The following is a 23,989-nucleotide window of genomic DNA, read 5'->3' as shown; positions in this document are numbered from 1 at the left end:
AACTCTGACTATAATGTCTTTAACGACTTTTAGAATAACAATAATGTTGAAAGGATGGATTATGGATGCAAACACTAAACCTGCTAACTCGATGTCTCGTGTTGCTTTAGCCAGTTTTATCGGCACAGCGATTGAGTTTTATGACTTTTATATTTATGCAACAGCCGCTGCCTTAGTTATTGGACCGGTATTTTTCCCTGACAGTTCGCCATCTGCTCAGGCGTTACAATCTTTTGCCACTTTTGGTATAGCCTTTGTTGCCCGTCCAATTGGCGCTATTATATTTGGGCACTTTGGTGACAAGATAGGGCGTAAGTCAACCTTGGTGTTTTCCCTTATATTAATGGGTGTGGCAACGGCTGGGATTGGATTATTACCGAGTTATAGTGCTATTGGTTTTTGGGCGCCGTTTTTGCTGTGTATTTTAAGACTTGCACAAGGATTAGGGCTGGGTGGTGAGTGGGGAGGGGCAGCATTGCTGGCAACTGAAAATGCTCCACAAAATAAGCGAGCATTGTTTGGCATGTTTCCTCAGTTAGGACCATCGATTGGTTTTTTATTATCTAATGGTGTGTTTTTGTTGGTCACTTTATCACTCTCCAATGAACAATTTTTACAATGGGGATGGCGAATTCCGTTTTTATTAAGTGCAGTATTGGTGATTATTGGTTTATATGTGCGTTTAAAATTGGTTGAAAGTCCCATTTTTGCCAACGCATTGCGCAGCAAACAGCAAGTCAAAGTCCCTGCGTTTAACATCTTTGTTCATCATTGGAAAGCTTTGGCGTTAGGTTCATTTTCAATGGTAGGTTGTTATACTTTATTTTATATAACTACTGCATTTTTATTGCAATATGGCACTAAACATCTAGGTATTGCTAAAGGTCATTTTTTAGGTTTTTTATGTGTTGCCATTGTCTTTATGGCGATAGCGACTCCAATTTCTGCTCGCTTAAGTGATAAATATGGGCGTAAACCTGTGCTTGTTATTGGCTTGTTATTCGTCGCATTATCAGGCACCGTTATGACGCAGTTTATGACAAGTGGTTCAGAACTATTGGTCTTGATCTATTTATCTCTTGATCTGTTTTTAATGGGCGTGGTGTTTGCCCCTATGGGCGCTTTTTTGCCCGAAATCTTTCCAACAAATGTACGTTATACGGGGTCTTCGGCCGCTTACAGTATTGGCGGTATTTTAGGGGCGTCTATTGCACCTATTATAGCCAATTATTTGGTAGCAAATGGTGATTTATCTTGGGTGGGGTATTATGTTGCCGTTGCTTCAATCATCAGTATTTGTGCAACATTACTCATAAAAGAGACTTTAAACAGTGACTTTACTCAATAGTGATTAAAAATAAAAAGACTCACTTTGGTGAGTCTTTGTTATGGTATTTACTACTTGTTAAACTTATTTATCAAGCGCTTTACCTTTTTCGACATAGCTCATATCACCTAAACTTTCGACAATAAATTTACCGTCGTCAGTATAACGAATTTTAGTAACACTTGCGTTACCTAATCCGCCTTTGACTGGAGTATCAAGCCATTCTTCAACCATGGCTGTGATAGCCATACCATGTGATACCACTAGTACATCACCACCACCATTAGCTTTGGCTGATTCAGCAATTACTTTTAACGCAGTTTGCATACGGGTTTTTACTTTTTTGTAGTCTTCTGCTTCACCTGATTTTTCAACAGCAGCAATTGCATCCATAATTTTGTTTAATCTGATTTTGCCTTTTCCAAAATCTTCCATTAATTCTTTATGGCTTGGATAACCTAAATGTTTACCCGCAGGTCCCCACATATTTGGATCAAGGTCACCTTCATATTCACCAAAGCATGTTTCGCGAAGCGCTTCCATTTCATTAACTGGTAATGATTGACCTTTTGAATCTAAAACAATGCGAGCTGTTTGGCGTGCACGACCTAAATCGCTTGAGTAAGCGGCAATAAAGTTCACATCTTTTAGACCACGTCCTAGTTGTTCGGCAACTTCGATTCCTGGTTTGGTTAATGGAGTATCTGACCAACCTTGTGCGCGGTGAACGTTATTGAACATGGTTTTACCATGGCGAGTTACATATAAATTCACATCCGCAGCAAACGTTTGAGCAATTGAAGCGGAAAGAATTACGGATAAGCTGACAAGCTTAATAAATTTTTTAATTTTCATAGTTTCGTCCTTTTGTTATAACAAATTAAATCGATAATCAATAACGGTTTCTGCAGATAATGTTGGTGAACGTTGAGCACGACCATCTCTTAATTTTGGAGTAATATCTTTACTGCTCAAAGTTTTATAAGACCAACCATAACCAAATTTTGCCAGAATCGATAGATTTTTAAATGTTCCACTGGAAGGTTTCCAGAGGTTGAACACATTGATTTCTCCATTTTTTAGGGTTTCATGTTTATAGTTAAATTCACCATAGTTTAGGTATAGACCTGTGGTGTTATCTTTAAAGAAATCATAACTTAATATGCTTGATAATACTAGTTCCCCATCACGCATATAGTCGGCACCAGTAGCCGCCATACCGTTATAACGTCCACGATTGTTTTTACCTATATGGCGTCCATAATAACCAATAGCACCTTTACGATTAGCATCGGTATAAGCAATACCGAATTTAGCGCTCCATTTCGATTCTTTCCATTCAATATCAGCTCCATAATGCCAAGCTGAATCATCAAAATCGCGAACGTTTTCTTTCATTTTGTCATGATTTTTAAGGGCTGTACTGCCGTAAATTTGTGAACCTAAGATAAGTTTATCCATTGGTTTGTAAGACAATTCAATCGCATGACGTTTAATATAATCTTTTGCTTCACCATATGAGTAATCAAGAGTGATGATTTTGTCTTTATAGGCAATGCCAGCTGTTTTGATGTTATCAATAACGTGCTTTCTGTCTAAACTATAAAAATGCACTTTTTGGGATGATTCACGAGGAAAGGCGCTGTCAATATAGGCTAATGATAATGCTAAATTAGAATATTTAAGTACACCACTGTAACCTAAATAACTATAACGAGTTAAATGCTGTGATGAACTCATGACACCCATATCTTTTAAACTATGCCAACCAGCTTTACCATTAAAATTCACTTGTTCATTGCCTAATTTGATTTTAGCATAGCGTTGGGTGAATTTATTAAAGCCGTGGGCATTATGTTTATTCGGCTGTTTACCAACGTTATAGAGTAAATTACGAGTAGCAAAGTAGTCACTCGCACCAAGTTTTATTACATTGTCGTAGGTGAAGTCAAAACCAAGTGTATCGAACAAATAACCAGATTTATAATCCAACGTAAATGCTTGCCCCCATGCACTATGGACCTCTTTAGGTTGGGATGCGTTTTCTTTTAAATATTTCCAGTGGTTACGGGTTAAAAAATCAAATTTGCTATCTTTAAAAAATGATTCATCGGATAGGGCTTTGGGCTCATAATGATGGGATGATTCACTAGCAAATACGGCATAACTGTTTATGCTCAATAACGCCAATGTTAGATATTTTATTTTCATTGTTGTTTTCCTAACTGTTTATCCTAATTTAAAAAATGTTTGGTATTTATGGGCTTTTACTAAACATTTAGGCTTCGTCTGCACAAGCAGTATCGGTTCCATATTTCCACTTTTATTATTTTGTTTGTGATTGTTTCCTCCATCCTTATTTCTTATTTATTCAATGACAATTTACCTAAATTCACATAATCCATATTGCCAATTTCAACTACACTGTATTTACCATTTTGATAAACGATTTTAACGACAGTTGCATTGGATAATGGTTTGTTTTTAATTGGATCATCGGTGAGATCTGAAATCATGGCTTGCATTGACATGCCTGATGAAATCGCTAGAATATTTTTTTGGTGTTTTTCTTGCGCTGTTTTTATAATGGTATTGAGTGCATTTTGTGTACGCTCTTTAACTTGTTCAAAGTTTTCTGCTTCGTGTTTAGGATCACTTTTCGCAATAGCATCCGTAAGTGCAGCCACTGGAATTTGACCTTCTACATAGCTTTTATAGAAGTTATCAACTGATTTATAACCAAGTGACTTCATTGAAGCAGAGACCATTTTTGCATTGGTGCCACCTTCAAACCCACCATAAAAGACTTCACGTAGCCCTTTTAGTTCTTGAATTTGGTAATCTTGGACGCCTTTTTGTTGTAATAGTACTTGCATCGTTTCACGTTGACGACCAGCATCACTGGTGTAGTAGGCATCAAATTGGATTTGCTTATCTTTGAATCCTTCCCCTAAATAACGCGCAAATTCAATACCTTTATCGGTTAATGGCGAATCAGCCCAACCTTGTACTAAATCATAGGTATTAAATAGAGTTTTACCGTGTCGAGCAAAATAGATGGTAATTTCTTCACTATTAGTGTTTTCGTTATTCACAGACGCTTTAGTTGATTGGTTGCTGCACCCAGTTGTAAAAGCTGTTAGAACTAGTAGTCCTGTGGTTAATGCTATTTTTATTGTTTTATTTTTCATAATTAGGCTCGTATGGCATTAAATTATTGGTCTCTTAAATCAATTAGCAGGTAAGGATAAATAATTCCTTACCTGCATTATCATTATTTTAAGGTCGCCCCTTGGGATGAAATCACTGATTTATACCAATAAAAACTTTTCTTTTTATAACGTGTTAAAGTACCGGTTCCATCTTGATTTAAATCGACATAGATAAATCCATAACGTTTAGTTACTTCCGCTTTTGAAGCACTGATTAAGTCAATTGGTCCCCAACTGGTATAACCCATTACTTCAACACCGTCGTTGATTGCTTCGCGTACTTGTACTAGGTGATCATTCATATAATTAATACGGTAATCATCATTGATGGTGCCATCTGCCTCTAATTTGTCTTTAGCACCAAGGCCATTTTCAACAATAAATAACGGTTTTTGGAAACGTTCATAGAGCATATTAAGTAGATAACGGATGCCGATAGGATCGATTTGCCAACCCCATTCCGATGCTTTTAGATATGGATTTGGTACCATATCTAAGATATTACCTTTTTGGCGTAAAGAATCATCAGCGGTACCACAGCAGCTCATATAGTAACTAAATGAGATAAAATCGATGGTTTCTTTTAAATCTTCACGATCTTGATCCGTAATTTCTAACTCAATATTATTTTCTTTAAAATAACGAGTCATATAAGTTGGATAATAACCGCGTGCTTGTACATCACCAAAGAATAGCCAGCCATGGTTTTCTTGTAAGGTTGCCCAGACATCTTCAGGTTTTGGCGTGAGTGGATAGGCTAGTGCACCTAGTAGCATATTGCCAATTTTGGCATCAGGAATAATTTGGTGACATAACTTAACAGCTTGGCTACTAGCAACAAGTTGATGATGAATTGCTTGATAAATTTGTGCTTTGGTACTGTTTCTATCAAGACCAACACCCGTAAATGGCTCATGTAGAGACATATTAATTTCATTGAATGTTAACCAATGTTTAATTTTATTTTTATAGCGTTCAAAGACTGTTTTAGCATAACGGGTGAAGAATTCAATTACTTTGCGATCACCCCAACCACCATATTGAGTGACTAAATAATAGGGCATCTCATAATGAGATAATGTGACTAATGGCGTGATGTTATGTTTGAGCATTTCATCAAATAATTTGTCATAAAAAGCAAGACCTGCTTCATTTGGCTCTAATTCATCACCGTTAGGGAAAATACGTGTCCATGCAATGGATGTGCGTAGGCAGGTAAAGCCCATTTCGGCAAATAAAGAGATGTCCTCAGGATAGCGATGATAAAAATCGATTGCTCGATCTTTAATACTAGTAATATCGTTTTTATTACGGTCTACAATGTCGCCAAATAAGCCATTTGGCGTACAGTCCGATGTAGATAAGCCTTTACCGTCTTCTCGGTAAGCCCCTTCAACTTGGTTGGCAGCAATTGCGCCGCCCCATAAAAAATCACTAGGAAATAGTTTAGACATGTATTTACTCCTTATCTTCGGATTTATTTAATGCTAGTAATGCATCGCCAGCTTGAATATCATCTTGCATAAAAATAGTTTGTATATCTTTATAGTTATCAGTGTTTGTTATAATTATTGGAGTTGTGACTTCAAATCCAGCCTGTTTTATAGCATCAATATCAAAGCTGACTAATAGATCGCCTTTTTTAACTTTACTACCTGCTTCGATATGTGCTTTAAAATGTTGTCCATCTAATTTAACGGTGTCGATACCAATATGAATCAGTATTTCTGCACCTGAATTAGTTACAAGTCCAATAGCATGTTTGGTTCTAAATAGGGATACCACTTCTCCGTCTTCTGGCGCTAATGCTTGACCAATTGTTGGGATGATTGCCGAACCTTTACCCATTAGTTCTCCTGCAAAAGTAGGATCATTAACTTGACTTAATGGAATCACTTTACCTGTCATCGGGCTTGAAATAGTGATTGTATCGACTTGTTTAACTTCATCGGTTTGTTTTTTATCTTCATTGTTTTGCGGTTGATTTTCATCGGCTGCTTTTTTATCTTTTGGTATACCAAACAGGTAAGTTACAGTTGTAGAAACACCGAATGAAATGAGAGAACCAAATACCACCGCATAGAATTTTTCATCAATTCCTGTTGGCGGAATTAATTGTAAGAATGAGAAAATACTAATAAAGCTGAATGAATAGATAACCGAATGGTAATAACCAACAATACCACCGCCAATCATTGCTGATATACAGCCGATAACAAATGGGCGTTTTAATGGTAAGTTAATTCCATAGATGGCAGGTTCTGTTACCCCAAAAATACCTGATAAAACCGACGAACTGGCTAACGTTTTCATTTGTGGATCTTTACTGCGTAACATGACCGCTAAAACAGCACCGACCTGTGCAAATACTGCTGGGAACAAGATAGGCATCATAAAGTCTTGGCTGTAAAGGGCAAAATTGTTCATCGCAAATGGCACCATTCCCCAATGAATACCAAAAATAACCATCACTTGCCAAAGTCCTGCTAAAATCATCGATGCAATTACCGAGTTAAGTTCATAAACATTGATAATGCCAGCCGCAACAATATCACTTAAAAATGCTACAACTGGGCCAATGACGGCAAACGTTAATGGTACGGTAATGATAATACCAAGTAATGGGGCAATGAATTTTTTAAACGAATCATGCATAATCTTATTAAAATTGCTTTCTAATAACGAATAGAACCAGCTAGCGATGATTATAGGAAACACCGATGATGCATAAGGAATTAACTTGATGGGTATCATAAATAATGAAGTTTGTAGTTCAAATGCACCACCCAACATACCAACGATATTGGGATGAACTAATGCTCCACCTAATGCCATACCAACGTAAGGATTTCCGCCGAATTTTTTAACGGCTGAAAAACCTAAAATGATTGGTAAATAATAAAATGGCGCATCGGCAATTGCGAACAAGAAGTTATAAGTTTCAGAATCCGCATTGACAATCTCTAACACTTGCAATAAAGCGATTATTCCCTTAAAAATACCTCCAGCGACAATTACAACTAACGCTGGAATAAAAATACCGGAAACTAAATCAATTAATTTTGAAAAAACACCCATTTTTTTATCAGGGTTAGCATTTGTCGTGCTATTTTCATTAAGATTGGTAAGCTGCATTATGTCACTAAATACATCGGCAACATGATTGCCAATTACCACTTGAAATTGTCCACCGCTTTTTACTACCGTAATCACACCTTTCTGTTTTTTCAGTGATTCTGCATCAGCTTTACTTTCATCATTTAATACAAAACGTAAACGAGTAGCACAATGAACTAGACTGGTAATATTATCTTTTCCACCAACTTTATCAATGATTGATTCGGCAAGTTCTTTGTTTTTCATTCCTTATCCTTATTTGTTTAACGCTTAAATTGCGCAAAAAAAAACCTAGTTCCCTTATTATTAAGAGAGCTAGGTTTTGCTTGCATAGCAATAATATGCTATGCAATGACAATCCAGTAAATGAGATATTTAGGTTAGCATAATTTTTTATGACATGGTATGACTTCTCAATCTGTGATTAATAAATTGTGATATAACTCACATTTATGTTTTTTTTAGTTCAGTTCTTAACCTTTCTATATGAATGGTTAAGTACAAACTTTCATCATCAGTAAGTGGATGCTGATACTGTTGGATCAGATGTAAGTCAATTTGCTTAGTGCATAAGTAAGCTTGATGATATTTTTGGCGAACAATTTCGTAGAGTGAAGAATCTTGCTGCGTTTGTGTTCCTTTACTTAATATTCGTTGCGCAAAAAATTTTAAATGTGTTACAAACCGTTGGTAAGATAGGCAATCTTCATCATATTCAATGTTGAAATGATATTTAACTATATTAAGTATCTCACGCATGATTTTAGTCATATTGACTATATTGGGCATGGTACCATTAAGTTGTGAATTGATAATATGAAAGGTTATAAAACCAGCTTCATCTTCGGGTAGTTCTATACCAAGGCGTTTTTTAATAACCGATAATGCATAAAGACCAACTTGGAACTCTTTGGGATAGAATTTTTTAATTTCCCATAAAAAGCCATTAGGAATATCAAATCCTTGCTTGTGGCGCTCAATAGCAAAATGGATGTGATCTGTGAGTGAAATATAAATACTGTCTTGCAATTTACTTTCCATACATGCTTTAGCATGATTAATTATAATTTGAGAAGTGGTTAACACCTCTAATGGAATTTCAGAAAGTAATTCATTAAATTTAGGTAATATATCTTTATTATCTAACGAAAACTGTTTTTCAATTAGATTGATATCGATTAAATCTCCTTCACGTTTTTTAAAACCAATACCTCGACCTGTAAGGATTAACTCTTTTCCTTTATCATCCAGTGTAACAATTACATTATTATTTAATATTTTATGAACTTTCATTGAATTGAGGTTAATTTTTAAATTTTTTTATTATGAATTGCAAAATAAAAATGAAAAGCAGAAAAATAAAAAAGTGTGATTAACATCAAATTTTTATCAGAATCTAGTTGCTAATAAATTATTTTATTATCAATACTTGAACAGAAAAAATAGAAAATCACCTATAAAAAGGCCCCGATTAAATTAATTCTATCGGGGCTGTATTTTAGATATTATCTATTCTTGTGCTAATAATTTATTCATAGTTTGAATAAATTTACTTGGATCACTTAGTGAACCTTTTTCAGCAAGTAATGCTTGATCAAGTAATAACTCAACCCAATCAGTGAACGCACTTTCATCTTGGGTGTCCGCTATACGTTTCACAAGTTTATGATCTGGATTGATTTCAAACGTATATTTGATTTCAGGTGCTTTTTGTCCAGCAGCAGCAAACAATTTGGCCATCTGTGTGCTCATTTCGTCAGCAGCAGTTGTGACAACGGCAGGTGTGTTAGTTAAACGATGGGTTATTTTAACTTCTTTAACTTTATCACCTAATACTGTTTTTACTCTTTCAATAAATGGCTCAAGTTCTTTTTCAACTTGTTTTTGTTCTTCACTATCTTGATCAGCCAGTTTTTCAATAGATTCGTCAGATTTACTTACTGATTGGAATTGTTTGCCATCAAATTCAGTTAAGTTACTCATCATCCATTCATCAATACGATCGGATAATAACAATACCTCGATACCTTTTTTACGGAATAACTCTAGGTGAGGACTGTAATTTGCCGCTCCATAGCTGTCCGCTGTAATGTAGTAAATCTTTTCTTGACCGTCTTGCATACGACTGATGTAATCTTCTAACGATACTGTTTGAGCATCACTATCAGTGTGGGTTGAAGCAAAACGTAATAATTTAGCTATCGCATCACGGTTAGCAAAGTCTTCACCTGTACCTTCTTTTAATACTAAACCAAATTCGCCCCAGAACTGTTGATATTGTTCTTTGTCGTCTTTAGCTAATTTTTCAAGCATTTGCAGTACGCGTTTTGTACATGCATTACGTAAACTTTGGGTGATTTTATTATCTTGTAGAATTTCACGCGATACATTTAATGGAAGATCATTTGAATCAATTAAACCTTTCACAAAACGTAAATAGTTTGGCATGAATTGTTCCGCATCATCCATAATAAATACACGTTGAACATATAATTTTAATCCGTGTTTATTATCGCGATTCCACATATCCCATGGTGCTTTGGCTGGGATATACAGTAAACTTGTGTACTCTTGTTTACCCTCAACTCGGTTATGACTCCAACTTAATGGATCAGCATAATCATGTGATAGGTGTTTATAAAATTCTTTATACTCTTCATCAGTTATATCTGATTTGCTACGTGTCCAAAGTGCTTGAGCTTTATTAACTTTTTCCCATTTGACTTCTTTACTTTCTTCGTCAGTGGTTTGCACTTCAACAGGTAATGAAATGTGGTCAGAGTATTTGCTGATAATTGAGCGTAGACGCCAATCGTCTAAAAACTCTTTTTCATCTTCTTTTAAATGTAAGGTGATTTCTGTACCGCGAGTTTCTTTATTATCATCAGAAATAGTATATTCACCTTCACCAGCTGATTCCCACATGACGGCTTGGTCGGCTTTAGCAGTCGCTGCACGTGTTCTAACTGTAACTTTGTCGGCAACAATAAAGGCAGAGTAAAAACCAACCCCGAATTGACCAATTAATTGGCTATCTTTAGCTTGATCGCTTCCAATTGACTCTAAAAATGCTTTGGTGCCTGATTTTGCAATGGTTCCTAAATTTTCTATAACTTCATCACGCGTCATACCAATACCATTATCAGAAATCGATAGGGTACCTGCTTCTTTGTTTACCCAAATGCGCACACCAAGTTCACCATCACCGGCATATAAATCTGGGTTTTCTAATGCTTTGAAACGAAGTTTATCGGCTGCATCAGATGCATTGGAAATTAGCTCTCTTAAAAAGATCTCTTTATTGGAATATAAAGAATGGATCATTAAATGTAGAATTTGTTTAACTTCAGATTGAAATCCACGAGTTTCAGTGCCTTGCTTACTCATTGACTAGTTCCTCTACTATATTTAGTTATTTCAATTAACGTTATCAACTACATGACTTTATTATCGACAAACTTGTATGAATTTTGTCAATATATTATGTAGCTTTAGTCGTTAATATTTACTGAATAATATTAATATAATGGTTTGATTTATTGTTGTATTGCTATATGGGAATAAAAAATAGGATTTCAATACAAGTTTGTAAAATTTATTATTTGTTTGCCTGTTTTTTGTTAAAGAAGGTACAAAAAAAGCCTTGATGGATATCAAGGCTTAGAATATGGGTATTATATGTTTTTGATATTATTTAGATAAATCCATAAATCAAAATTAAGATAACTGCAATTGGAACAATAAATCGAGATAATACAGTCCAAATACTGAACCAAAATTCATTTAAGTTTAACTCTTCACGAATACGTTTTTGATTCATCATCCATGCCCCAAACACTACCGTGCCTAAGCCAGTAACAGGTAACATGATTTTGCTTGTTAAATAATCCAGTAAATCAAAAATATTTTTATCAAATAATTTTACGTCTGACCATTCATTAAATGACAAAATACAAGCAATACCTAATGCCCAGATGAGAATACTACTTACCACTGTTGCAGTTTTACGTCCCATATGGGTTTTTTCTTCTAAGAGTTCAACTGTAGGTTCAAGTAATGAAATTGAAGAAGTTAATGCTGCAAAAGTTAAGAAAATAAAGAATAAGCAACCTAAAATAGTTCCTCCAGCCATATTACCAAAGGCAATTGGAAGTGTAACAAAAATAAGCCCAGGACCCGAACCTGCTTCTAAACCGTTGGCAAATACAAGTGGGAATATCGCCATACCAGATAACATTGCTACTATTACATCTAAAATCACCACAGTACGTGCAGTTGATAGTAAATTTACATCTTTACCAAGGTAGGAACCATACGCCATCATTATACCCATACCTAATGATAAGCTAAAAAAGGCATGACCTAGAGCTGCTAAAATTGCGGTGCCATTTAGTGCTGATAAATTTGGAGTAAACAAGAAGTTAAATGCTTCGCCAAAAGATGGACCACTCACATAAGCGGCATAACCAACTAATACCAATAGCAATATGCCTAAGCCTGGCATCATGACCTTACATGAACGCTCTAAACCAGCGCCAACGCCCAAAGCAACAATAAGGGTATTAGCCGCCATAAAAACGGTATGCCATATTAATAAGCTGTTAACGTTGCCAAGAAAATTACTAAAGATTTGACCAGTGCCCGCACCATCAACACCATTAAAAGTCCCTTTAATTGCTAAAAAGATATAGTCTGTTGCCCAGCCACCAATAACACTATAAAATGAGAGAATTAAAAATGAGCCGAGTACACCAATAATACCCACCCATTTCCATAATTTAGATCGACCTTCTGAAACTGCAACATCTTCCATTGTGTGAATTGGGTTTTTTTGGCCACGACGACCAATTAACCATTCTAAAACCAAAATTGGTAAGCCAATTAAAAACATAAACAGTAAATAGGTCAATACAAAGGCTGAACCGCCCATTTCACCCGCCATATATGGAAACTTCCAGATGTTTCCTAACCCAACAGCAGAACCAGCCGCAGCAAGCATGAATCCCATGCGTGAACTCCACTGAGAGTGACTTTTTTTCATAGTACCTGTACTCATGAATTTTTACCTTGCCCTCAAAATAATTATTTAATTGTAGCTTTAATTAATGTCTAACCATTACTTTATTAGAAGCATAAAACTGCAAATCATGCCATGAAATACAAGGGGAAACAAGAATTCATTATAAATTTTAATATAACTATTTATTTTAAAATTAGAATTATTTGCTTTAATAAATAATTATAGTATTGACTATTTATAAGTTTTACTTTAGCCATACTGATTATTCACTAATATTTTATTGAGAATGCAGTCTATTTTATTCTTTAATTCATACTGATCATGACATAAAATAGAGTCTATTTAATTGAATTTTTGGTATACGAGATCCCATGACACAAAATATTGATTACAATGAAATAAGTAAATTTTCTCAGTTAGCAGCTCAATGGTGGGATCCAAATGGTAAATGCAGACCTCTCCATATTATCAATCCTCTACGTGTGGATTATATTAAACAACAAATTGGGTGTTTAGAAAATAAACGAGTGTTAGATGTCGGCTGTGGGGGAGGCATTCTATCAGAAAGTCTTGCAAAATTTGGTGCAGATGTTACAGCGATTGATCTGGCTGATGAATCACTGGCAGTTGCCCTGCTTCATGCAAAAGAAAGTAACTTAATTATTAATTACCAAAAGCAAACCGTTGAAGATCATGCTAAAGAACATCCGGCTTGCTATGATGTAATTACCTGTATGGAATTATTAGAACACGTACCCGATCCATTTTCGATTATTCAAGCTTGTGCAACGCTACTTAAACCGAATGGTAAACTCTTTTTATCTACTATAAATCGGAATCATAAAGCTAAATTATTGCTGATTTATGGCGCAGAATATATTGCTCGATTAGTACCAAAAGGGACTCATGATTTTAATCGATTCATTCGTCCATCAGAATTAATGAATTGGGTAGAACAAGCAAAATTGGATGTTGAAGATATCATAGGCATGGAATACCACATACTTAAAAATGAATTTAAGTTGGGATCAAACATTGATGTTAATTACATTTTGACAGCCCAAAAAACCTCAAATTTGTAAAATGTGATCAAATTCTCATTTTAGACATTTTTTCCATTATTTTTTTTATTTTCCTCTATAATTCCAAATGTTACCGATAACATGTTAAATTATTCTAGAGGGAATATTCATGCCATTACTCATTATAGTTATAGGCGTAGCTTTATTACTTGTCTTAATGTTGCCGTTACGCGTCAATGGTTTTATTGCCTTGATTCTTGTTGCTTTAAGTGTTGGCATAATGGAAGGTATGCCCGTAATGGTAGTGGTTCAATCCATAAAAAATGGAGTAGGAGGAACACTAGGTAGCTTAGCATTAATTATGGGTTTTGGTGCCATGCTAGGCAAACTATTAGCAGATTGTGGTGGCGCACAGCGCATTGCAACAACGTTAATTAATACTTTTGGCGATAAAAAAATACAATGGGCAGTGACCCTTACAGGTTTTATTGTTGGTTTTGCCTTATTTTATGAGGTAGGTTTTGTTTTATTGTTACCGCTCGTATTAACCATAGCAGCAACGCTTCGTATATCTCCATTATATATTGGTATTCCTATGGCGGCCGCTTTATCTGTTACTCATGGTTTTTTACCTCCTCACCCAGGACCAACCGCTATCGCTGAAATATTTAAAGCCGATATGGGACGCACTTTACTTTACGGTACCATCATAGGTATTCCGACTGTGATCTTAGCTGGTCCAGTACTTGCCAAAATGCCTTTTATACGAGCCATTAATCATCCTATTGAAGACGGATTGTACAATTCAAAACAATTTTCTGATGAACAGATGCCAAGCTTTGTTGTCAGCGTATTTACTGCTTTAATTCCTGTTGTACTCATGTCAATTCGAGCGGTATGTGAAATGACATTACCAAAAGGGCATTTGATTCTGCCTTATGTTGAATTTTTTGGTGATCCAATAATCGCGACATTGATTTCAGTTATTGTTGCGGTGTTCACTTTTGGGATTTTCCGTGGTCGTTCAATGGCTCAAATTAATACGACTTTAGCGGATTCAATTAAAATCATCGCCATGATGTTATTAATTATTGGTGGTGGCGGCGCCTTTAAACAAGTTTTAGTTGATAGTGGCGTTAAAGTCTATATTGAAGAGATGATGCATGCCTCCAATATATCGCCTCTTATTATGGCTTGGTTAATTGCTGGATTATTGCGATTAGCTCTCGGTTCGGCAACGGTTGCGGCATTAACAGCTGGTGGCATTGTATTTCCATTAATCGCTTCTACAGGAGTAAGTCCGGAATTAATGGTAATTGCGACTGGAGCAGGTAGCGTGGTGTTTTCTCATGTTAATGATCCTGGATTTTGGTTATTCAAAGAATATTTTAACCTTAGCATTACCGAAACCATGAAGTCGTGGTCATTGTTAGAAACTGTCATTTCGGTGTGTGGATTGGTGGGTTGTTTAGCGATCAATATATTTATCTAATTTACCGCATTTTTATTTTTTCCTTAGTGGATAATTCTGCTAAGGAATTTTTCTTAAATACCGCTGGTCTTTTTGCGCAAAAGTGAGTAGAATGCATCGGCAATATTTTATCAACAACTCAACTCAATGGTGAATATTGTCATGTCTCGTATAGTAAAAGAAGCCCTCACGTTTGATGACGTGTTATTAGTCCCAGCCCATTCCACTGTTTTACCCAATACCGCTGATATCAGTACGCAACTTACCCAAACCATTAAATTAAATATTCCAATGCTTTCAGCAGCAATGGATACTGTTACTGAATCTGATTTAGCCATTGCACTCGCGCAAGAAGGCGGCATAGGTTTTATCCATAAAAATATGTCGATTGAAAATCAAGCTAATCATGTAAGACGAGTTAAAAAACATGAAAGCGGGATTGTACAAGATCCGGTAACTGTTTTACCGACAGCTACTATCAAAGAAGTGACCGATTTAGCGAAAGAATATGGATTTGCTGGTTTTCCAGTTGTGACTGAGTCACAAGAATTAGTGGGTATTATAACTGCACGAGATGTTCGATTTGCAACTGATTTATCACTGCCCGTTACTGCGGTAATGACGCCGAAAGAACGTTTAGTTACGGTAAAAGAAGGCGAACAGCGTGAAATTGTTTTAAAAAAAATGCATGAACATCGCGTCGAAAAAGTGTTAGTTGTTGATGCGAAATTTCATCTTAAAGGTATGATCACCGTCAAAGATTATAATAAAGCTGAACAAAAACCTAATGCATGTAAAGATGAAAAAGGGCGCTTGCGTGTGGGTGCCGCAGTCGGTGCGGGGGAAGGAAATGAAGAACGTATTGCTGCATTAGTTGAAGCTGGCGTTGATGTGTTATTAATTGATTCATCGCATGGACACTCTGAGGGTGTGTTAGAGCGTATTCGCCAAGCGCGAAAAGCTTATCCTGATTTACAAATTATCGGAGGTAATGTCGCAACAGCAGAAGGGGCTAAAGCACTCATTGATGCTGGCGTTAATGCCGTTAAAGTGGGAATAGGTCCTGGTTCAATTTGTACCACTCGTATCGTTACTGGTGTGGGTGTACCGCAAATTAGCGCGATTATGGATGCAGTTGAGATGGCTCAAAAATATAATATTCCAGTTATTGCCGATGGTGGCATTCGTTTTTCTGGTGATATTGCCAAAGCTATTGCCGCTGGCGCTGCCTGTGTTATGGTTGGATCTATGTTTGCTGGTACAGAAGAAGCTCCTGGCGAAATTGAATTGTTCCAGGGTCGAGCTTATAAATCTTATCGTGGTATGGGCTCACTTGGTGCAATGGCGAAAGGATCGTCCGATCGTTATTTCCAAACAGATAACGCCGCTGATAAACTCGTACCAGAAGGTATTGAGGGGCGTATTGCTTATAAAGGTTTATTAAAAGAAATCATCCACCAACAAATGGGCGGATTGCGTTCTTGCATGGGATTAACCGGTTGTGCAACTATTGATGAATTACGCACTAAATCGAAATTCTATCGCATCACTGGCGCAGGTATGAAAGAAAGCCATGTACATGATGTTTTAATTACTAAAGAGCCGCCTAATTATCGAGCTGGGGTGTAATTTTATTACATTTTTTCTAGTGTAGTTTGATTTGAGATATTTTAAAATAAATATCACTTATTATTACTAATAATCTATCGGAACTAAAGGGGCTAATCAAGTCCCTTTAATAAATGATATTCCACATCCAAATCCATATTCTTTATCTTTCGTGATGTTAATAATGATTCATATTTTTACATTAAATCAGGATTAAAAATAAACGAAATGATATAGACTCCTGAATATTTTTTACAAAAATCTTTTTTATTTATCAAATTTACTATATTAAAATTCTTTTTGCTGTTGACTTTGTGCATTTATTTAATTGGTTGCCAATGCAACATAAGCTATTTCTACGTTATCATTTTAATGGATAACACTGCCCAATAGTTAATTACAAAATTTGATAAATATTGTGATTTGATAATTTTGCAAATTCTGTTTTAAAAATTTAATAAAATTAATGAGTTTTGAAGTTATTTTTTTGAGTAAATAATTTGATCTGTAATCAAATTACCTATAAGATTAAGTTATGTTCAATGTTTTTCAAGGATGAATGGAAAAGGATAAAGGAAAATGAGATATGAAAAGAATATTAATTGCCTTAATTTCGCTAGTATTATTAACAGGTTGTGGTGACAAAACCATTGATGCCTCCTCCCCAGAAAATCTACAAAAATCGATTTCTGAAATGGCAAATGAACTTCAAGGTGATAAGTTACAATCATTTAATATTTCAATCGGTAAGATTATGATTAATTCTGTTATTGAAGCCGCTGGTGACGATAAAAAAAAACAGGAGATCATCAAAAACAAAATTAATGGTAAAACTGCTGCAGAAATTATTAAAATTGGTGAAAACGAAAAAATACCAGGAGAAGCAGAATAAATGTATTTTTAAAATTTTGAGATTGCAATATTTTAACAAAGTTTAATGAGATATTTGAAGAATAACTGGTTATTTTATTAAGAATAATTTCTTACAATTGGTGTAATAAATAGTTCCTTAAAGTAATATTAAATCTTTATTATTAACAATAAATAGGGTAGTTTATATCACTCAATAGAAGTTGCAATCTTTCCAAAATTATCCAAATTTTTGTCAGATTCTTTCATATCAATAAGTACTTTATCGTTCAAATTCAAAAAGAAACAATTCAAAGTGTTCAGATTTATCTTCCTAAAAGTAACTTTTATTTCGAGAATTTAGTAATTTTACTACAAAAAAATTATTAGAAATTCTGTTAGAAAAACAAAATAGCAGCCATAACGACTGCCATTTTTTCTGTTTTAATAAGTTATAAATGCGCCTTTTGCTACGGTTATTTTATTGCCTTAGCAACGATTTCTTGTGCTTCTTTCTGTAAAGTCGTTAAATGCTCATTACTAATAAAGCTTTCAGCATAAATCTTATACGCTTCTTCTGTTCCTGAAGGGCGAGCTGCAAACCAACCATTTTCTGTGATAACTTTTAGTCCACCGATTGGTGCATTGTTAGCGGGAGCTGTGGTTAGACACTGGGTGATCTTTTCGCCTCCAAGTTTGTCAGTAGTTAGTTGACTTGCATCAAGTTTAGATAATTTTTGTTTTTCATTAAACGTTGCTGGTGCTTGAATCCGTCCATAATAAGATACACCAAATATGGCTTCAAGTTCTTGATATTGCTCTTGAGGATTTTTGCCAATTTTAGCTGTCATTTCAGCGGCAAGTAAACAAAGAATAATACCATCTTTATCAGTTGTCCAAACTTTGCCATTCGTTCTTAAAAAAGATGCACCGGCACTCTCTTCACCAGCAAATCCTAATTTACCGTTATAAAGCCCATCTGCATACCATTTAAAACCTACAGGATATTCTAAGTAGGTTTTATTAAGGCTATTTGCTAGGCGATCTATCATTGAACTGGTGACTAATGTTTTACCAATAGCAATATCTTGATGCCATTGTGGGCGATTTTGGAAAAGGTAGTTAACACAAACAGAAAGATAAGCGTTGGGGTTCATTAATCCTTTAGGTGTTACAATACCATGACGGTCAGAATCTGTATCGTTGCTAAATGCTAAATCAAATTTATCTTTTAAATCTAATAAACCCGTCATAGCCCATCTACTAGAGCAGTCCATTCTAATAACTTCATCATGATCTAAATGCATAAAACTAAAAGTAGGGTCAATTTTATTATTAACAATATTGAGGTTAATACCATATTTTTCAGCAATACGCGGCCAATAAGTGATTCCCGCACCACCCAATGGGTCCACACCTATATTTAAATTTGAGGATTTAATTAATGCTAAATCTAAAATATTTTCCAGATCATTAACATAATCTGTTTCATATTCTTTAGTATGAATATAAGATGAGTTAAGTGCTTTATCTAACGTGACACGTTTTACACCGTTAAGGTGATTTTTGAGTAATTCATTAGCGCGATTTTCAATCTGTTTAGTAATATCCGTATCAGCAGGTCCACCATTAGTTGGATTATATTTTATTCCTCCATCTTCAGGTGGATTATGTGAAGGAGTAATGACAATACCATCGGCAAGTTGTGATTGTTTATCTTGATTGAAAGTCAGAATAGCATGTGAGATAACAGGTGTAGGTGTATATCCCCAATCGCGCGCGATAACCACTGTTTGTTCGTTTGCAACAAAAACTTCAAGCACAGATTTTAGAGCTAATTCAGACAGAGCATGTGTATCTTGGCCAATAAAACAAGGGCCAGTGACATTATTTGCTTTACGGTATTCGGCTATTGCTTGGGCAACTGCTAAAATATGCGCCTCGTTGAATGTGCCTTTATTCGCGCTACCTCGATGACCTGATGTACCAAAAATCACTAATTGACTGGCATTTTCAGGGTCAGGACTAATTTGATAGTAATTATTTTTCAAAGTTTCAACATTTATTAAATCGGCTGGCTCAGCTAATAATCCTGCTCGGCTGTGATTTGCCATTTTATACTCCTTTTTTCAAAATTTTATATTTACATCTAAATCTAAATTTAGAGTAACAATTATTGCTTATTTAAAATACATATAGTTATGTGTTTTATTTTATTTGTGATGAAAAAATATTGATGACTTGGTTTATCATATTTTCCGAAATCCCCATATCACTCATTATTGATTCAAGTATATAAATTTTTCTAGCCGTATTGGTATTACTAATAACCCAATAAGGTGTTCCTATCACTTCGCGTGGTTTGGTATTTTTACCAGATGTTTCTAAAGATTTTTTATCTTTAGCTAAATATTGTCGCTTACTACCATGTAACGAGGTGGCTGCTATGGAAAATAAGGCTGGATTATAGTTATAAAGTGCACCAAGTAATAATATAAAACGGCTAATAATTGATTTTTCGTTAATAAACAGATCACTATCTAATAAATCATTAAATAATGTATATTGGGTTTCAGGTTGAGAAACAACGTTAGTTTTAGTTTTAACTGGCTGATTGATTTTTAATAAACGTCGCAAAATACTGGATGCATCTTCACCAATATGTTTTGTTTGTGATGCGATAAAATGGTATAATTCTTCGTCAATTTCGATAGTTTTCATTATGTTAGTTATGCCTATTAAATAAATTTACTGGACTTGTTTGCATTGCAATGTTGTCCGGTTAATGAAAATTGTGGTTTATTTCATCAGACAAGCAATTATCATTTATTGATTTTGCTGTTGCTTTTTCAGTTGTCTGTTGATGTTAGTTTATATTATGACAGGCGGATATCATAACTGATAATATTAAATGAAAAAATAACCGTTTCATATACTAATTGTATGGTAGATAAACTATTAGAATGAGTATAACCCAACTTGATAATAAATAGTATTATCATTTGATAAAATAATGAAAAGCATATTGTCGTTTTTGCAAAAGAATATTATGCTTAAAATAGTATGAGCTTGCTCATGCTCAATAATATGAGGAATAAATTATGAAAAAAATTGCCACAGCAGCTATATTAGTTTCACTTCTCTCTGGTTGTAGCAACAGTGATATATACTCCGGTGATGTCTATACAACTGATCAAGCAAAACAAGTTCAACAAGTTAGTTACGGTACTATTGTATCTGTACGTCCAGTAAAAATTCAAACCAACGCTTCAAATGGTAAAAATGAAAATGTTGTAGGCTCACTAGGTGGGGCTGTGATTGGCGGGGTGTTAGGTAATACTATAGGCAATGGTACTGGTAGAGCTTTAGCAATTGCTACTGGCGCTATTGGTGGTGCAGTAATTGGCAGCGCAATTGAAGATAAAGCTAGTCAAACAAATGCTGTTGAGTTAGAAATTAAGCGAGAAAATGGCGGTAATATTGTTATTGTGCAAAAAGGCTCTCCTAACGAATTTTATGCAGGGCAACATGTCCGTTTAGTAAGTAATGGTAAACAAATAAGCGCATCTCCTCGCTATGGTAGTGCCTATAATAAATAATAGTTTAGTAACACCATTGGTATTAACTTTCGCTTGCTTGAAGCGAGCGAAAGTTGAAGTTTAAATTTGAGTTATACAACTTGCATAATAATTACTTCAAGTTAACAATTAATTGCTTCTCTAAAACTTTTTCATTTCAATCCGATTTATAATTCAAACTCTAATCCATATATAAAATATTTGCCTGTATAACTGCTAACAGATAAAATCAGTTAGTGTAGTTAACTATTAAAAGGAACAATAAAGCAATGCGTATTTTACATACTATGATTCGAGTTGGAGATTTACAACGTGCAATTGATTTTTATACTCGTGTAATGAGAATGAAACTATTAAGAACCAGTGAAAATACAGAATATAAATATTCACTCGCATTTGTTGGTTATGGTGATGAAACCTCCAGTTCAGTTATAGAACTTACCTACAATTGGGGCACAGAACAATATAATCATGGTGATGCTTTTGGTCACATTGCCATTGGTGTGGATGATGTAGCTCAAATGTGTAATGATGTAAAACAAGCAGGTGGCAAAGTTACGCGTGAAGCAGGGCCCGTTAAAGGCGGTAAAACGATCATCGCTTTTATTGAAGATCCAGATGGTTATAAAATTGAACTCATCCAAAATGATCAGGCGGATAAAGCATTAGGTAACTAATTTTATTTACTCATAAAATCGCCGATTCATATCGGCGATCGACTAATTTTTTACATCAATTTTTTTACATCAACTAAGGTTTATAGTTTTGTAAAATTACTGTTGTGAATCCTCTGCAACACTCTAATAATTAATGCAAATAATTATCTAACTTAATTTAGTGATTTAGTGCAGATCGATAACTAATTATTCACAAGCAATTCCTTGAGTAATTGTTGATTGGCTAAGGCTTGTTTGGGTTGCTCTAAACTGGCTGCATTGATAATAGAATTTAATGCATTTAAAGAACATTCAAAATCATCATTAATGATAATGTAATCATATTCATTATAATGTGAAATTTCTGCTTGGGCTTTTTGCATTCTTTTATTAATAACAGTTGCATCATCTTGACCACGTTTAATTAGGCGATTTTCAAGCTCTTTGAATGATGGCGGTAAAATGAAAATGCTTTTTGCTTGTGGCATTTTTTCCCTTACTTGTTGTGCTCCTTGCCAATCAATATCCAAAAATACATTAATACTTTGTGACAAACTTTGTTCAATCTCAGCTTTAGATGTTCCATAATAGTTTTCAAACACATGAGCGTACTCTACAAAAGCTTGTTCATCAATTAATGACTCAAAATGTTTATGATCGACAAAATAGTAATGTGTGCCATGTAATTCACCTGGTCTTGGATTACGCGTGGTATGCGAAATAGAAACTTTAGCAGGATGATGATCCTTTTGCTCTAGGTAAGCTCGTATTAAACTTGATTTACCTGCACCACTTGGTGCTGAGATAATAAATAGCGTTCCAGTATACATATATTTGATTGCCACTTTAATTTATATTAAGTTATTTTATTGTCATAAAGACGGGTTTGGCGATATTATAACAAACTTTAACGATAGTTTGTCTCATATTATTAAGCAGGCTATTTAGTTGGTATAAGTTTATGCTAAGTTAAAATTAATTAAAAAAATATACTGAAACGTATGCTTAACCTCAAACTTTTTTACAAAAAATTATAATTATTCATTAGTGGTAAAGTTATTATATTAAGGAAAGAACATGTCATTAACATTTAAAGATGGTGTTTACGCTTGTATCCCAACTTTATTAGGTTATATTGGTATCGGTATTGCTGCTGGTGTTGTTGGCAAATCTGCACATCTATCTGTATTAGAAATCACTTTATTGGCCGTTATTATTTATGCTGGAGCTTCACAATTTATTGTTTCAGGATTAATGTTAGTTGCCACACCTATTTCAGCTATTATTTTTACCGTTTTTTTAGTCAATTCTCGCCATTTTTTAATGAGTATGGCAACCGCACCGACTTTTCGAAAATACTCATTACTTAACAATATTGGGATTGGTAGCTTATTAACAGATGAGAGTTTTGCTGTGGCAATGAATGCTATCGCTAATAAACAGCCTATTAATGCTGCATGGATGCATGGACTAAATTTAACCGCTTACATTACTTGGATTTTTTCCTGTTTCATTGGCGCTTTAATTGGTGAGTGGTTACCCGATCCAACAAAATTTGGGTTAGATTACGCTTTAGTTGCTATGTTTATCGGACTTTTGTATTTACAGTTAATTGGTGATAAAACCAAAAGGTTAACAAACAGACTTATTGCGATGTTAACGGTTAGTGCTTTATTGGTACTGCTATTACGATTTATTTCTTCTGAAATGGCAATACTTATCAGCACATTCGCAGGTTGTTTTATGGGCGTTGCAATGGAGCGTAAAGCATGACCACATACAGTTTATTGATTATTTTAGGGTGTGGACTTGTTACTTGGTTGCCGAGAATAATTCCATTTTTATTGGTACGAAAAGTACAATTGCCTGAAATTGTCATCCGATTCTTATCTTATGTGCCTTTATGTATTTTAACGGCTCTTTTTGTGCAAAATCTTTTTATTGTTAAAAAAGGCGAATTTCCTAACTTTAACATTGAGTATTGTTTAGCGGCTATACCAACTACATTGATTGCCATTTTGACTAAAAATTTAATGTGGATTGTCGTTGTTGGTATGTGCTCTATGGCGGTCATTCGGTATTTCTTGGTTTAAATAAACAGGCACAAAAAAAGACAGGGCAAACGCCCT

The 23,989-nt window shown here is 34.8% G+C and carries 20 protein-coding genes; 9 read left to right on the top strand and 11 right to left on the bottom strand.

Features of this window, described 5'->3' with window-relative positions:
* Positions 1–61: 61 nt before the first annotated feature.
* Positions 62–1,348, top strand: a complete 1,287-nt coding sequence (locus GAPWK_RS09215) for an MFS transporter (protein WP_025315945.1) — start codon at positions 62–64, stop codon at positions 1,346–1,348.
* A 63-nt stretch (positions 1,349–1,411) separates the two neighbouring features.
* On the opposite strand, the gene GAPWK_RS09210 is transcribed toward GAPWK_RS09215, so the two are convergent.
* The 8 genes from GAPWK_RS09210 to GAPWK_RS09175 all read right to left on the bottom strand — a co-directional run bounded on the left by GAPWK_RS09210 (position 1,412) and on the right by GAPWK_RS09175 (position 12,712).
* Positions 1,412–2,182: a histidine phosphatase family protein gene (locus GAPWK_RS09210; RefSeq protein WP_051516265.1), complete on the bottom strand. Its 771-nt coding sequence runs from the start codon at positions 2,180–2,182 to the stop codon at positions 1,412–1,414.
* Between the two features lie 15 nt (positions 2,183–2,197).
* Positions 2,198–3,538, bottom strand: coding sequence for an OprD family outer membrane porin (locus GAPWK_RS09205; protein WP_025315943.1), 1,341 nt, complete (start codon positions 3,536–3,538; stop codon positions 2,198–2,200).
* Between the two features lie 152 nt (positions 3,539–3,690).
* Positions 3,691–4,518, bottom strand: coding sequence for a histidine phosphatase family protein (locus GAPWK_RS09200; protein WP_025315942.1), 828 nt, complete (start codon positions 4,516–4,518; stop codon positions 3,691–3,693).
* Between the two features lie 83 nt (positions 4,519–4,601).
* Positions 4,602–5,993: a glycoside hydrolase family 1 protein gene (locus GAPWK_RS09195; protein ID WP_025315941.1), complete on the bottom strand. Its 1,392-nt coding sequence runs from the start codon at positions 5,991–5,993 to the stop codon at positions 4,602–4,604.
* Positions 5,994–5,997: 4 nt separating this feature from the next.
* Complete coding sequence (locus GAPWK_RS09190) at positions 5,998–7,902, bottom strand: beta-glucoside-specific PTS transporter subunit IIABC (RefSeq protein WP_025315940.1); 1,905 nt, start codon at positions 7,900–7,902, stop codon at positions 5,998–6,000.
* A 204-nt stretch (positions 7,903–8,106) separates the two neighbouring features.
* A complete protein-coding gene (gene licT, locus GAPWK_RS09185) occupies positions 8,107–8,949 on the bottom strand; it encodes a BglG family transcription antiterminator LicT (protein ID WP_025315939.1) in 843 nt (280 codons plus the stop codon).
* Between the two features lie 216 nt (positions 8,950–9,165).
* Positions 9,166–11,043, bottom strand: coding sequence for a molecular chaperone HtpG (gene htpG, locus GAPWK_RS09180; RefSeq protein WP_025315938.1), 1,878 nt, complete (start codon positions 11,041–11,043; stop codon positions 9,166–9,168).
* Positions 11,044–11,350: 307 nt separating this feature from the next.
* Positions 11,351–12,712 carry a sodium-dependent transporter gene (locus GAPWK_RS09175; protein ID WP_202961640.1) on the bottom strand — a complete coding sequence of 454 codons (1,362 nt, stop codon included), beginning with the start codon at positions 12,710–12,712 and terminating at the stop codon, positions 11,351–11,353.
* A gap of 335 nt (positions 12,713–13,047) precedes the next feature.
* Between GAPWK_RS09175 and ubiG the strand changes: the two genes are divergently transcribed.
* The 4 genes from ubiG (at position 13,048) to GAPWK_RS09155 (ending at position 17,669) form a co-directional block, all read left to right on the top strand.
* Complete coding sequence (gene ubiG, locus GAPWK_RS09170; protein WP_025315936.1) at positions 13,048–13,758, top strand: bifunctional 2-polyprenyl-6-hydroxyphenol methylase/3-demethylubiquinol 3-O-methyltransferase UbiG; 711 nt, start codon at positions 13,048–13,050, stop codon at positions 13,756–13,758.
* A 109-nt stretch (positions 13,759–13,867) separates the two neighbouring features.
* Positions 13,868–15,190 (top strand): gluconate transporter, encoded by a 1,323-nt coding sequence (gene gntT / locus GAPWK_RS09165; protein WP_025315935.1) that lies wholly within the window; start codon positions 13,868–13,870, stop codon positions 15,188–15,190.
* Positions 15,191–15,331: 141 nt separating this feature from the next.
* Positions 15,332–16,798: an IMP dehydrogenase gene (gene guaB, locus GAPWK_RS09160; protein WP_025315934.1), complete on the top strand. Its 1,467-nt coding sequence runs from the start codon at positions 15,332–15,334 to the stop codon at positions 16,796–16,798.
* 565 nt (positions 16,799–17,363) lie between these two features.
* Positions 17,364–17,669, top strand: coding sequence for a DUF6694 family lipoprotein (locus GAPWK_RS09155; RefSeq protein ID WP_025315933.1), 306 nt, complete (start codon positions 17,364–17,366; stop codon positions 17,667–17,669).
* A 433-nt stretch (positions 17,670–18,102) separates the two neighbouring features.
* Here the strand turns inward: GAPWK_RS09155 and pgm are convergent, their stop codons facing one another.
* Both pgm and GAPWK_RS09145 read right to left on the bottom strand, forming a co-directional pair.
* Positions 18,103–19,740 carry a phosphoglucomutase (alpha-D-glucose-1,6-bisphosphate-dependent) gene (gene pgm / locus GAPWK_RS09150; RefSeq protein WP_025315932.1) on the bottom strand — a complete coding sequence of 546 codons (1,638 nt, stop codon included), beginning with the start codon at positions 19,738–19,740 and terminating at the stop codon, positions 18,103–18,105.
* Between the two features lie 94 nt (positions 19,741–19,834).
* Positions 19,835–20,347 carry a hypothetical protein gene (locus GAPWK_RS09145; RefSeq protein ID WP_025315931.1) on the bottom strand — a complete coding sequence of 171 codons (513 nt, stop codon included), beginning with the start codon at positions 20,345–20,347 and terminating at the stop codon, positions 19,835–19,837.
* A gap of 377 nt (positions 20,348–20,724) precedes the next feature.
* On the opposite strand from GAPWK_RS09145, the gene GAPWK_RS09140 reads away from it, so the two are divergent.
* Together GAPWK_RS09140 and gloA are read left to right on the top strand one after the other, a co-directional pair.
* A complete protein-coding gene (locus GAPWK_RS09140; protein WP_025315930.1) occupies positions 20,725–21,225 on the top strand; it encodes an outer membrane lipoprotein in 501 nt (166 codons plus the stop codon).
* A gap of 248 nt (positions 21,226–21,473) precedes the next feature.
* Entirely contained in the window at positions 21,474–21,881 is a 408-nt protein-coding gene (gene gloA / locus GAPWK_RS09135; RefSeq protein ID WP_025315929.1) for a lactoylglutathione lyase, read from the top strand.
* A gap of 182 nt (positions 21,882–22,063) precedes the next feature.
* Here the strand turns inward: gloA and gmk are convergent, their stop codons facing one another.
* Positions 22,064–22,690 (bottom strand): guanylate kinase, encoded by a 627-nt coding sequence (gene gmk, locus GAPWK_RS09130; RefSeq protein WP_025315928.1) that lies wholly within the window; start codon positions 22,688–22,690, stop codon positions 22,064–22,066.
* A gap of 247 nt (positions 22,691–22,937) precedes the next feature.
* Here gmk and GAPWK_RS09125 point away from each other — a divergent pair, with 247 nt between their 5' ends.
* Together GAPWK_RS09125 and GAPWK_RS09120 are read left to right on the top strand one after the other, a co-directional pair.
* A complete protein-coding gene (locus GAPWK_RS09125) occupies positions 22,938–23,633 on the top strand; it encodes an AzlC family ABC transporter permease (protein ID WP_025315927.1) in 696 nt (231 codons plus the stop codon).
* A complete protein-coding gene (locus GAPWK_RS09120; protein WP_025315926.1) occupies positions 23,630–23,953 on the top strand; it encodes an AzlD domain-containing protein in 324 nt (107 codons plus the stop codon). The genes GAPWK_RS09125 and GAPWK_RS09120 overlap by 4 nt, the downstream gene beginning before the upstream one ends.
* The last annotated feature ends 36 nt before the right edge of the window (positions 23,954–23,989 follow it).

This window comes from Gilliamella apicola (assembly GCF_000599985.1).
GTDB classification, from domain to species: Bacteria; Pseudomonadota; Gammaproteobacteria; order Enterobacterales; family Orbaceae; genus Gilliamella; species Gilliamella apicola.
Note: the sequence above shows the minus strand (reverse complement) of the source record. Positions and strands in the feature narration are given on the sequence as shown.

Excerpts from the sequence above, each read along its gene's own strand:
- ubiG (WP_025315936.1), top strand. The coding sequence starts at position 13,048 with ATGACACAAAATATTGATTACAATGAAATAAGTAAATTTTCTCAGTTA.
- gloA (WP_025315929.1), top strand. The coding sequence starts at position 21,474 with ATGCGTATTTTACATACTATGATTCGAGTTGGAGATTTACAACGTGCA.
- GAPWK_RS09120 (WP_025315926.1), top strand. The coding sequence starts at position 23,630 with ATGACCACATACAGTTTATTGATTATTTTAGGGTGTGGACTTGTTACT.
- GAPWK_RS09195 (WP_025315941.1), bottom strand. The coding sequence starts at position 5,993 with ATGTCTAAACTATTTCCTAGTGATTTTTTATGGGGCGGCGCAATTGCT.
- GAPWK_RS09205 (WP_025315943.1), bottom strand. The coding sequence starts at position 3,538 with ATGAAAATAAAATATCTAACATTGGCGTTATTGAGCATAAACAGTTAT.
- GAPWK_RS09155 (WP_025315933.1), top strand. The coding sequence starts at position 17,364 with ATGAAAAGAATATTAATTGCCTTAATTTCGCTAGTATTATTAACAGGT.
- guaB (WP_025315934.1), top strand. The coding sequence starts at position 15,332 with ATGTCTCGTATAGTAAAAGAAGCCCTCACGTTTGATGACGTGTTATTA.
- pgm (WP_025315932.1), bottom strand. The coding sequence starts at position 19,740 with ATGGCAAATCACAGCCGAGCAGGATTATTAGCTGAGCCAGCCGATTTA.
- GAPWK_RS09200 (WP_025315942.1), bottom strand. The coding sequence starts at position 4,518 with ATGAAAAATAAAACAATAAAAATAGCATTAACCACAGGACTACTAGTT.
- GAPWK_RS09215 (WP_025315945.1), top strand. The coding sequence starts at position 62 with ATGGATGCAAACACTAAACCTGCTAACTCGATGTCTCGTGTTGCTTTA.
- GAPWK_RS09125 (WP_025315927.1), top strand. The coding sequence starts at position 22,938 with ATGTCATTAACATTTAAAGATGGTGTTTACGCTTGTATCCCAACTTTA.
- htpG (WP_025315938.1), bottom strand. The coding sequence starts at position 11,043 with ATGAGTAAGCAAGGCACTGAAACTCGTGGATTTCAATCTGAAGTTAAA.
- gntT (WP_025315935.1), top strand. The coding sequence starts at position 13,868 with ATGCCATTACTCATTATAGTTATAGGCGTAGCTTTATTACTTGTCTTA.
- GAPWK_RS09175 (WP_202961640.1), bottom strand. The coding sequence starts at position 12,712 with ATGAGTACAGGTACTATGAAAAAAAGTCACTCTCAGTGGAGTTCACGC.
- GAPWK_RS09210 (WP_051516265.1), bottom strand. The coding sequence starts at position 2,182 with ATGAAAATTAAAAAATTTATTAAGCTTGTCAGCTTATCCGTAATTCTT.
- gmk (WP_025315928.1), bottom strand. The coding sequence starts at position 22,690 with ATGTATACTGGAACGCTATTTATTATCTCAGCACCAAGTGGTGCAGGT.
- GAPWK_RS09190 (WP_025315940.1), bottom strand. The coding sequence starts at position 7,902 with ATGAAAAACAAAGAACTTGCCGAATCAATCATTGATAAAGTTGGTGGA.
- licT (WP_025315939.1), bottom strand. The coding sequence starts at position 8,949 with ATGAAAGTTCATAAAATATTAAATAATAATGTAATTGTTACACTGGAT.
- GAPWK_RS09145 (WP_025315931.1), bottom strand. The coding sequence starts at position 20,347 with ATGAAAACTATCGAAATTGACGAAGAATTATACCATTTTATCGCATCA.